Below are 10643 nucleotides of genomic sequence, written 5' to 3' on the forward strand. Positions count from 1 at the left end.
GTCCGGTCGGCCATGACCGGCCGGGCCCTCGCTTCCATGACCCCAGACGCCTTTAACTGGTGACAGTTTTACGAGATGGAACGAGCCACACCCATGGATATGCCCGCCCTAGCGTCCACTTTGGCGGGGGATGGCGACGCCGCCCTGTTCGCCAAGGTCGCGCGCCGCCTGCTGCCGTTTCTGTTCGTGTGCTACCTGATCGCCCAGGTGGACCGCATGAACGTCGGCTTCGCCAAGCTCACCATGCTCAAGGACCTGGGGTTCAGCGAGCTGGTCTACGGCATCGGCGCGGGCACGTTCTTCATCGGCTACGTGCTGTTCGAAGTGCCCAGCAACATCGCGCTGAGAAAATTCGGCGCGCCGATGTGGCTGGGGCGGATCATGATCACCTGGGGCCTGCTGTCGATCGCGATGCTGTTCGTGCGCACGCCCGCCAGCTTCTACACCTTGCGCTTCCTGATCGGCGTGGCCGAGGCCGGGTTCTTCCCGGGTGTGATCTTCTATCTCACCTTGTGGTTCCCGGCCGCGCGGCGCACCCGCATGACGGCGATCTTCATGACCGCGATCGCGGTGGCCGGCGTCGTCGTCGGACCGGTCTCCGGCCTGATCCTGGAGACGCTGCATGATTTCGGCGGACTGCCCGGCTGGCAATGGCTGTTCATCATCGAAGGTACGCCGGCAGTGCTGCTGGGCATCGCCTGCATGAAGCGCCTCGACGCCGGACCTGCCAGCGCGCTCTGGCTCACCCCCGCAGAGCGCGACCGCCTGGCCGCCATCGTCGCGCAGGATGGCCCCGCAGCTGGCCCCGCAACTGGCCATGCCCCGCTGTCCTCAGTCATGACCAACGGCCGGGTCCTCGCGCTCAGCCTCGTCTACGGCTGCTACGGCACTTCGTTCTTCGGCTTCGTGTTCTGGCTGCCCACCATCATCCAGAGCGCCGGCATCGCCAGCCCGCTGATGATCGGCGTGCTCAGCACCATCCCCTGGCTGGTCGGGGTGGCCACCATGCTCACCCTCGCTTCGCGGGTGTCGAGCTTGCGCAACGTCGGCCCGCTGTTGATCGCATTGGCGCTGGTCTCGGCTTTCGGCTGGGCCGTGAGCCCGGCGGCGCTCGTCAGCATGCCGCTGGCGATGCTGTGCTGCTCGCTGGCGATGGCGGGTACGATGGGTTCGCTGCCGGTGTTCTGGAACCTGCCGACGGCGATGTTCACCGGCACCGCTGCCGCCGCCGCTATCGCGCTGATTTCGGCGCTGGGCAACATTCCCGGCTTCCTTTCGCCCTATCTCGTCGGCTGGATCAAGACTGCCACCGGCGCCTTCGATATCCCGATGTACGTCTTCGCCGCGACCATGCTGCTCGCCGCGATAGTTCTTTCGTTCCTGACGCGAGCACCCGCCCATGACTGACACCACCGCCCTTTCCACCACCACCACCGACGTCGTCGAGCGCCTGCTCGCCGCACTTGGCCCCGACATCGTCACGCTCGCACAAGAAGCAGACGGGCGCCGCTTCGCCGACTGGAGCGGTATTCCCTCGGGCGACGTCCTCGCCCTGATCCGCCCCCGCTCGACCGAAGAACTCTCGCAGGCCATGGCGATCTGCCACGCCGCCGGGCAGCCGGTGACCGTGCAGGGCGGACTTACGGGCCTTGCCGGCGGTGCCAGCGCGCTCGATGGCGAGATCGCCGTCAGCCTGGAGCGCATGAAGGCGATCGAGGAGGTCGATGCAGTCTCGGCGACGATGACCGTCCAGGCAGGCTGCGTGCTGCAGAGCGTTCAGGAAGCCGCGCTGGCGGCGGGCTACTTCTTCCCGCTCGACCTCGGCGCGCGGGGAAGCTGCACCATCGGCGGCGTGCTGGCGACCAATGCGGGCGGCAACCGCGTGATCAAGTACGGCATGACCCGCGACCTCGTGCTCGGCGTCGAGGCGGTGCTCGCCGATGGCCGCGTGATCAGCGGCCTGCACAAGATGCTCAAGAACAACAGCGGCTACGATCTCAAGAACCTGCTGATCGGCAGCGAGGGCACGCTGGGTATCATCACCCGCGTAGTCCTGCGTCTGCGTCCTCGCCCATTGGGAGTCTCGACCGCGTGGTGCGGACTGGACGACTTCAAGGCTGTCACCACGCTGCTGCGCCGTGCGCAGTCCGAACTCGCCGGCGGGGTATCGGCGTTCGAGGTGATGTGGCCGAGCTACCACGACTATGTGCTGGGCAACTTCCCCGAACTGCGCCGTCCTTTGGCGGGGAGCCACGGCTTCTATGTGCTGCTGGAAACGGACGGCGCCGATCCAGAGGCGCAGGGCGAGCAGTTCGAGGCCTTCCTCGCCCGCATGTTCGAAGAGGAAGTGCTGGAGGACGCGGCGGTCGCGATGTCAGAACGCGCCGCGCTGGATTTCTGGGCGGTGCGCGATGCGCCGGGTGAGTTCCCGCGCCTCGTTCCCAACATGATCGCCTTCGACATCAGCTTCGCGGTCAGCGACCTGGCCGAAGCTGCGAGCCGCATCACCCAAGGCCTGGAGGCGCGCCATCCCGGCTCGCTGGCGCTGGTCTACGGCCACCTCGGCGACGGGAACATCCACCTCATCGCCGACGTGCCGGGTGCGACGGCGGAGACGGTCGAAGCCGTCGAGGCCTTCGTCTACGGCGTCGTCTCCGACCTGGGAGGCTCGGTTTCAGCGGAACACGGCATCGGCCTCAAGAAGCGCAAGGTGCTCTCGCGCACGCGCACGCCCGACGAACTGACGACGATGAGCGCGATCAAGCAGGCGCTCGATCCTCGCGGCATCCTCGGGCGTGGGCGCATCCTGGGATGAGCGCGACTATCCCTCCCTTCCGCGATCGGCTCGACTGGAGCGCGGTGCCCGGCCAGGTGGTCGACGGCGCAATCCGCTACATGCTGATCCGGCCCGACGCGCTCATGGGTGCAATCATGCGCCTGTCGCCCGGTGCGCAGGCCGAGATGCTGGCGGCGCTCCACGCCTCCGTGCTGGACTTCGGCGGGCGATCGGCCGGCACCTACAACAAGACCGCCAGCCGCCCGCTGGTCGAGGTGGTGGCTCAGACCGCGCCGGACCTGGGCTGGGGCCTTTGGACCGTAGCCCACGAAGCGGACGCCATCCGCGTCACCGTCGAGGACAGCCCCTTCGCGGCCCCCTTGACCGGCGCGGCGCAGCCTGTGTGCACGGCGATGACCGGGATGCTCTCGGCCGTCGGCACGATCATGAGCGGCTCGCCCGTCACCGCCACCGAAACCCGGTGCGCCGCGCAGCACGGCGGCACCACCTGCCACTTCGCCATTCCAATGGAGCATAATGCATGAATCCGATGCTCGGCCCCAACCGCCTCAAGCTCGGCACCTTTGCCAGCAACGCCGACGGCGGCTTGTCCCTGACCACCGTGCCCGAACGCTGGACCGCCGCCTGGGACGACTGCCTCGCCGCGGCACGGACCGCCGACGAGGCAGGCCTAGACTTTCTGCTGCCGATCGCCCGCTGGCAGGGTTTCGGCGGTGCCACCCGTGCGCGCGAATGGTCGTTCGAGACGCTGACCTGGGCCTCGGCGCTTGCGGCTGCGACCAGCCGCATCGCGCTGTTCAGCACCGTGCACGTGCCGCTCGTCCACCCGCTGTTCGCGGCCAAGGCGCTGGCCACGATCGACCACGTCTCGCACGGGCGCGCCGGTCTCAACATCGTGTGCGGCTGGAATCCGAGCGAGTTCGGCATGTTTGGCATGACGCTGGACGACGACGGCTATGCCCGCGCCGCCGAATGGCTGGATGTGATCGAGAAGCTCTACGCCGCCGATGGTCCCATCGACTTCGAAGGCCGCTTCTACAAGCTGAAGCAGGCGATCACTCGCCCCGTCGCCCTGCAAAGGCCGCGCCCGGTGACGATGAACGCCGCCTTCAGCCCGCCGGGCCGCGACTTCGCCGCCAATGCCTGCGACCAGCTGTTCACGACCTTCACCACGATCGAGGAAGGCAAGCGCCACATCGCCGACATCGCCACGCGCGCCGCCGCTGCCGGGCGCGAGGTCGGCGTGAGCACCGTTTGCCACGTGGTGTGCCGCCCCACCGACGCTGAGGCCGAGGCCTATTACGAAGACTATGCCCTCACCAACGCCGACCACGATGGGGTCGAGCAGCATATGAGTTCAAAGCAGAAATTCTCCGGCTCGCACGATGACGAAAGCTATCGCCTCTACCGCCAGCGTTTCGCCGGCGGGGCCGGCAGTTTCCCGCTGGTAGGCTCGCCCGAGACGATCGCACGGCAGATGGCCGAGATATCGCAGGCCGGCTTCTCCGCCATCGCGCTGTCGTTCGTGAACTACCGCGAGGAGTTGCCTTACTTCTGCGAGAACGTCCTGCCGCTGCTGGTCGAGATGGGTTTGCGCGAAGATGTCATGGCCGTGGAAGCGGCCTGATGCGCAAGCAAGCCTTGATCGGTGGCGTGGCCCTGGTCGCCGCGATGATGGCAACGGCAATTGGCGCCGCGCCGGCACCGGCCTCGGCTCCTGACCCGAAGATGCGCAGCGCCGAAGCGGTGGCGGGCAAAGACCTCCGCGCACTTTACGATGTGCTCTGCCCCGTCGATGTCGTGCACCCGCCGGCGGAGAACGTGGCCGATCGGGCGAGCTGGTATTCGCCCCCGGCAAAGGCGTTCGACGATCTCTATTACGTCGGTCAGCAGGGCGTTTCCGCATGGGCGCTCAAGACCGACGAGGGCCTCATCCTGATCGACGCTCTGTTCGATTACTCGGTCGGTCCCGAGATCGTCGACGGGCTCAAGGCGCTCGGCCTCGATCCGGCGACGATCCGCTATGTCGTCGTCACTCATGGCCATGGTGATCACTACGGCGGCGCGCGCTACCTGCAGGACACTTACGACGCGCGGGTTGTGGCGAGCCGCAAGGACTGGGACGTGATCGCGCAGACCACCCGCTGGACCGATCCCAAACCTCGCCGCGACATCGTTGTCGATGGGGCGATGGACCTGGCCCTGGGCAGGACGGTAATCAGTCTGATCGAAACGCCCGGCCACACGCCCGGCACGCTGTCGCTGCTGTTCCCCGTCCACGACGGGGCTGAGCGCCATGTCGCCGCGCTGTGGGGCGGCACCGCGTTCAATACCCGGACGCGCGAGCAGTACGCGGGCATGGCCGCCTCGGCCGAGCGGTTCGCGGGGCTTGCGCGCCAGCGGGGTGCGGACGTCTGGCTGTCCAACCATCCGGTGTTCGACGATACGTTCGCGAAGATCGCCGCGGAGCGGAAAGGGGCAACCTCTCCCTTCGTGACGGGCCAGGCGACGGTGCAACGGGCCTTGAAAGTGGCCGCGCAGTGCAGCCGGGTCGCCCTTGCACGCGACTACCCATAGACCTCGAACCGGGTGGGCCATGACCTGCCGGACGGGCCGCAAGAACAGAAACGGAGCTTCCATGACTTATACGAGAACTCTCATTCGCGCGGCCGTCGTAGCCGCAGGCGCCACCTTGCTGCCGAGCGCAGCATCGGCGCAAAGCGCCCCGCCGCCGCAGTTCGCCATGTGCAAGGTCTGCCACAAGACCACCGACAAGGCTCCTTCCGCCATCGGCCCGACCCTTTGGCGCGTTGGCGGCCGCAAGGCCGGGACGCTGCCGGGCTATGCCTACTCGCCGGCGATGAAGCAGTCGGACCTGGTGTGGGATCGCAAGACGCTGATGGCCTTCCTCGCCAAGCCGCGCACCGTCGTGCCGGGGACCAAGATGGCCTATGCCGGGACCTCCGACCCCAAGGCGGCCGCCGCGCTTGCGGACTACCTGCTGGGGCTCAAGTGACCGTGCGCCGGATCGCCACCCTGCTGGTCGGCCATGCTACCCTAGCAGCCATGCCGGCGCTCGCCGCTCCCGATAAGGACGGGGTCGAGATGCGCGAGATATCGCCGGGTCTCACCTTGCCGTTCCGCGCGCTCGCGCCCGGATTGCCGCCGGTGCCGGACTACGGCAAAGCCAAGGCACCGCCGCTGCCGGTCGCCATTCCCGAGGGCTTCACGCCAATTTTCAACGGTCGTGACCTCGCCGGATGGCACGTCAGCAAGACATCCCGCCACGGCACCGCACCCGTCTTCGAGGTGCGTCAGGGCATCCTCATGGGCATGCAGAGCGCCCCGGGCCAGGGCGGCCAGTTGGTCACCGATCGCAAGTACCGCAATTTCGAACTCTCTTTCGACTTCAAGCCGGACTGGAGTGCTGACAGCGGCGTATTCTTCCGCACCACCGAAGAAGGCGCTGGCTATCAAGTCACGCTCGACTACGTTTCGAGCGACCGCGCCTACACGGCCGGGCCGGGGTTGAACCTGGGCAGTTTCATCGGTGAAGGCGGCGTCCAGGTGGGTGAGGTCCCGGCGACCTCGCCCAAGCTCGATCCCGCGCAGGCGGCGGCGAAACCGCAACCCGACTATGCGCATCCGCCGATCGAACCGGTTCCCGACTTCTGGAAGCGGGAGCAATGGAACCACGTCCGGATCCGCGTGGCCGGAGATGTCCCCCATGTAACGGTGTGGATCAACGGCACGCAAGTGAGCGACACCACCGACACCGCCAACCATGCGGTCGGGGGAATGGTGGCGGGACCGATCGCGCTGCAGGTCCATGGCGGCTGGCAGCGCTGGCGGCCGGGCGACGTGCTGCGCTGGCGCAACATCGCGATCCGCGAACTGCCCAAGGACGCGAAGTAACATGGACCGTCGGCTGTTCCTCGTCTCGGGCCTGTTCGCCGCCTCGCTTTCGCTGAGCGGTGCGCGGGCGGCATGGGCTGCACCCGCGCCTGCGGCAAGCGCCCTGACGGCGCCGCAGATGCGATTCCTGTCCGCCTTTTGCGACACCATCATCCCGGCCACGGATACCCCCGGGGCCCTGGCCGCCGGCGTGCCCGCCTTCATTGACCGTATTGCCGTGCGCGCCAGCGACGAAGCGCAGATCGCCGCCTTGCGCACCTCTATCGACGGGCTGGAGCGGGTGCTCGACACGGCTGCGGGTCGGCCCTTCGCGGCGGCCCCCGCGCCCGTGCGGCACACCGTCCTTGCACAAGTTGACGCCGCCTCGATGCTGGGCCGCAAGGATTGCCGCGTGCCCGCCACCAGCGCGGACGATGCCGATGGAGCAACCTACCGGCTGCTCAAGGCTATCACGGTCTGGGGCTTCTATACATCCGAAGCCGGTGGCTCGCAGGACCTGCGCTTCGAACTGGTGCCCGGCGGCTATGCGCCCGATATCGAGCTTGCCGCCGACTGGCGAAACTACTGCAACGAAACGGTGCTTGGCCAATGAGTATCTCGAAGGACTTCGATGCGATCGTGATCGGCTCGGGCATCACCGGTGGCTGGGCGGCCAAGGAACTGACCCAGCGCGGCCTCAAGGTCGCGATGATCGAGCGCGGCCGCGTGGTCGAGCACGGCACCGATTACGCAACCGAAACGCTGGCGCCCTGGGAGTTCGACTACCGCGCCCAGCGCGATCCCGCCGCCACTCATGAGGGCCTCGCCGGCTATGGCATGAGCAACGCCAACCTCAACGGTGCGTCCTCGCTCTACCCGCTGACCCAGGCGCCGGGCTTCTTCGTGGCACCGGAGGATCATCCCTACCAGACGCCGCAGGACGCACCGTTCAACTGGACCCGCGCCTATGTGATGGGTGGCCGCTCGCTGGTTTGGGGCCGCAAGTGCTTCCGCATGAGCGACCTCGACTTCACCGCCAACAAGCTGGACGGCCATGGCACCGACTGGCCGATCCGCTACGCCGACCTTGCACCGTGGTACGACCATGTCGAAAGCTTCATCGGCGTCTCGGGCAGCACCGAGGGGATCGCCCATCTGCCCGACGGCCAGTTCCAGCCGCCGATGGCGCTCAACCACGTCGAGCAGAAATTCAAGGAATGGATGGAGGCGCACTATCCCGGTCGCAAGTTCATTCCCAGCCGCCTCGCCAACATGACCGAGGCAAAGCCGGACGAAGGCCGCTCGAACTGCCAGTACCGTAACCTGTGCGCGCGTGGCTGTTCCTTCGGGGCCTATTTCAGCACGCAGAGTTCCACGCTCCCCGCCGCGCAGGCGACCGGGCTGCTGACGGTGCTGACCGACAGCCGCGTCGTGTCGATCGAACACGATCCCGCAACCCGGCGCGCCAGCGGCGTGCGCATGCGCAATACCACTACCGGCGCGACCACGACGGTGACCGGGCGCACGATCTTCCTGTGCGCATCGAGCTTCAACAGCACCGCGCTGCTGTTGCAATCCACCAGCGAGGCGTTCCCCACCGGCCTTGGCAATACCAGCGACGTGCTGGGCCGCTACATCATGGACCATGCCTCGGGCGTGCAGGTCGTCGCGCATGTGCCGGGCTATCAGGACCGCAACTACACGGGCTTCCGGCCGACCAACCATTTCATCCCGCGTTTCCGCAACGTCGGGGGCGACACCTCGCCCGCGTTCCTGCGCGGCTACGGCATCCAGCTCGACGCCGCGCGTGCCAGCTGGGAAGCGGGGGCTTTCGGCGCGGGCATCGGTGACGACCTCAAGCGCAAGGCCCGCCAGCGCGGCGACTGGCGCCTGCGCTTCAACCTGTTCGCCGAGACTTTGCCCGATGCCGAAAACCGCCTGACGCTGGACCCCGCGGCTCGCGACAAGGACGGTATCGCGCAAATCCGCGTCGCCCTGCGCTTCGGCGCCAACGAGCGCAAGTTGCTGGACGACGCCATCGCGCAAAGCGTCGAGATGGCCGAGGGCTTCGGCGCCACGGTCGTCTCCCGTCCCGGCGAGGGTTATGCGATCAAGGGCGCCATCCACGAGATGGGCGGTGTGCGCATGGGCCGCGATCCGGCCACCTCGATGCTCAACGGCTTCAACCAGATGCATGCGGTCGAAAATGTATTCGTGACCGATGGATCGGCGATGGCGTCAAGCGCCTGGCAGAACCCTTCACTCACCTACATGGCGATGACCGCGCGGGCTGCCGCATATGCGGTCGACGAGATCAAGCAAGGGAAAATCTAGCTATTGTTTCAATGCATTAGGGTGATATTTTTGCTGTATATCTTACTTCTACGCCCCCCAAAAGCATACGTTTGGGTTGCCCACCAGCCCTTGCCTAACTTGAATCAGCAAACTCATCACTGACGCGATGCCTTATCAGGTACCGATCTTAGTCTGTTCATTCCTCACTCTAAGTTGCTCGCGAAGGTCAGGATTGTCCGAAACCGACCCAGGCTGTGCGGAAACGTCTTCGCTGTCGTGGTCGATGGATGTCGTCCCAGGCCGAGTTTACGCGACGTTGTCTTAGCTGGCGATTGGTCTCAGCAAATTGCGGGTCTCATGACGTTGAGAGCGCGAGTGAGGTTGTAGGCGAGGACGTGGAGGGCCATTCGCGACTTGAGGATGCCAAAGAGATGCCCGACAGTCTGGCACCGGATGCGCATAGCGTCCGGATTAGCATCGAGCCGGTGCTGCATCTGTGCATGACCATAAGGGCGAAGATGGTCCATACAGGACCGCCTTTTCCGGTATTCGATTTAGAATTAAGGCTTGATACCGATCCATAGATACCTCTGCGCGGGAACGATTAGGCAGAATGATGGCTATGTTTGAACAGAGCTCAGTATCGGAGCGGATCTGAGCGGGTACCGAAGTCCTGAAGACTATGTGCGGCAAGCGGCATGAATCCGGGGTGATACTGGTGAAACACTCTAGGCTCAGGGCCTATTAAATTGGTTGCGAGGATGGGATAGGTTGGTTCAATGGTTGCGTGAGAGACGTCGCCATGAGTGATCTGCTCTGGCTGTCGGAGGCGCAGAAGCGCCGGATCGAGCCGTATTTCCCGCTGTCGCACAGCGTGCCACGGGTCGATGATCGTCGGATCATCAGTGGTATTATCTTCGTGATCAGGAATAGCCCGGGATGGCGCGATGTGCCCGCTGATTATGGACCTCCCAAGACGATCTATAACCGCTTCATCCGGTGGAGCAGGCTTAGCGTATTCAACAAGATCTTCGCGGCTCTTTCGGCCAAAGCCGGCAAGCCCGACCAGTTGGTGATCGACGCGACCCATCTCAAGGCGCATCGTGCGGCAGCCAGCGTGCTCAAAAAGGGGCTGTTCCCGACGTATCGGAGGCACCAAAGGCAGTCTGAACTCGGAGCTCCATGCCGTCTGCGACGGTCAGGGAAGACCGCTGGTCATGCTGCTGAGCGAAGGATAGATGAGCGACTATGAAGGCGCTGCCCTGATGCTCGACGCCTTGCCCAAAGCCGATGCACTGCTCGGCAATCGAGGCTACGATGCCGACTGGTTTCGCAAGGCGCTCGCGGAGCGCGGCATCACCGCCTGCATCCCGTCAAAGAGAAACCGGAAACCGACTCTTCAGACCCTGTCGTTCACAGACGGGTAGAGGAATGGTTAGTAAGTCGCACATCGTCTAGCAGGTGTTCGATCGCAGTGCGCTGCGCATCGGTGCCACCAATCCTGACGTCCCCATTGCAATGAGGTAAGTCATCGTGTCTCGCACGATAACCTTACCAAGCGCCCGCCGCCGTATCTGCAAGATATAGCGCGTCCAAGAGACAAACTTATTTGAAACCGTCCAGAACTGATACCCCTTCCTCGAAAGGCGTGTGCCAT

At 65.4% G+C, this 10643-nt stretch carries 11 protein-coding genes; all 11 read left to right on the forward strand.

Annotated features, from left to right (window positions below; translation table 11 throughout):
- Window positions 1–93: 93 nt before the first annotated feature.
- The 11 genes from KZO24_RS21950 (at window position 94) to KZO24_RS22000 (ending at window position 10413) form a co-directional block, all read left to right on the forward strand.
- On the forward strand, window positions 94–1407 hold the full coding sequence (locus KZO24_RS21950) for an MFS transporter (protein ID WP_486487707.1): 1314 nt from the start codon (window positions 94–96) through the stop codon (window positions 1405–1407).
- Window positions 1400–2815, forward strand: coding sequence for an FAD-binding oxidoreductase (locus KZO24_RS21955; protein WP_486487708.1), 1416 nt, complete (start codon window positions 1400–1402; stop codon window positions 2813–2815). The genes KZO24_RS21950 and KZO24_RS21955 overlap by 8 nt, the downstream gene beginning before the upstream one ends.
- Complete coding sequence (locus tag KZO24_RS21960; protein ID WP_459664531.1) at window positions 2812–3321, forward strand: V4R domain-containing protein; 510 nt, start codon at window positions 2812–2814, stop codon at window positions 3319–3321. Before KZO24_RS21955 ends, KZO24_RS21960 begins: the two co-directional genes overlap by 4 nt.
- Entirely contained in the window at window positions 3318–4424 is a 1107-nt protein-coding gene (locus KZO24_RS21965; RefSeq protein ID WP_486487709.1) for an LLM class flavin-dependent oxidoreductase, read from the forward strand. The genes KZO24_RS21960 and KZO24_RS21965 overlap by 4 nt, the downstream gene beginning before the upstream one ends.
- Window positions 4424–5374 carry an MBL fold metallo-hydrolase gene (locus tag KZO24_RS21970; protein ID WP_271182233.1) on the forward strand — a complete coding sequence of 317 codons (951 nt, stop codon included), beginning with the start codon at window positions 4424–4426 and terminating at the stop codon, window positions 5372–5374. The genes KZO24_RS21965 and KZO24_RS21970 overlap by 1 nt, the downstream gene beginning before the upstream one ends.
- Window positions 5375–5435: 61 nt before the next feature.
- Window positions 5436–5813 (forward strand): c-type cytochrome, encoded by a 378-nt coding sequence (locus tag KZO24_RS21975; RefSeq protein WP_271182234.1) that lies wholly within the window; start codon window positions 5436–5438, stop codon window positions 5811–5813.
- Window positions 5810–6712, forward strand: a complete 903-nt coding sequence (locus KZO24_RS21980; RefSeq protein ID WP_271182235.1) for a 3-keto-disaccharide hydrolase — start codon at window positions 5810–5812, stop codon at window positions 6710–6712. Before KZO24_RS21975 ends, KZO24_RS21980 begins: the two co-directional genes overlap by 4 nt.
- A 1-nt stretch (window position 6713) precedes the next feature.
- Window positions 6714–7304, forward strand: a complete 591-nt coding sequence (locus tag KZO24_RS21985) for a gluconate 2-dehydrogenase subunit 3 family protein (protein WP_008828082.1) — start codon at window positions 6714–6716, stop codon at window positions 7302–7304.
- The gene (locus KZO24_RS21990) at window positions 7301–9025 is read left to right on the forward strand and encodes an FAD-dependent oxidoreductase (protein ID WP_486487710.1); all 1725 of its coding nucleotides are present in this window, start codon (window positions 7301–7303) and stop codon (window positions 9023–9025) included. Before KZO24_RS21985 ends, KZO24_RS21990 begins: the two co-directional genes overlap by 4 nt.
- 763 nt (window positions 9026–9788) lie before the next feature.
- Window positions 9789–10238: a transposase gene (locus tag KZO24_RS21995; protein ID WP_271182237.1), complete on the forward strand. Its 450-nt coding sequence runs from the start codon at window positions 9789–9791 to the stop codon at window positions 10236–10238.
- A complete protein-coding gene (locus KZO24_RS22000) occupies window positions 10225–10413 on the forward strand; it encodes a hypothetical protein (protein ID WP_271182238.1) in 189 nt (62 codons plus the stop codon). Before KZO24_RS21995 ends, KZO24_RS22000 begins: the two co-directional genes overlap by 14 nt.
- Window positions 10414–10643 lie beyond the last annotated feature (230 nt).

It is taken from the genome of Novosphingobium sp. NFX11 (assembly GCF_057376415.1).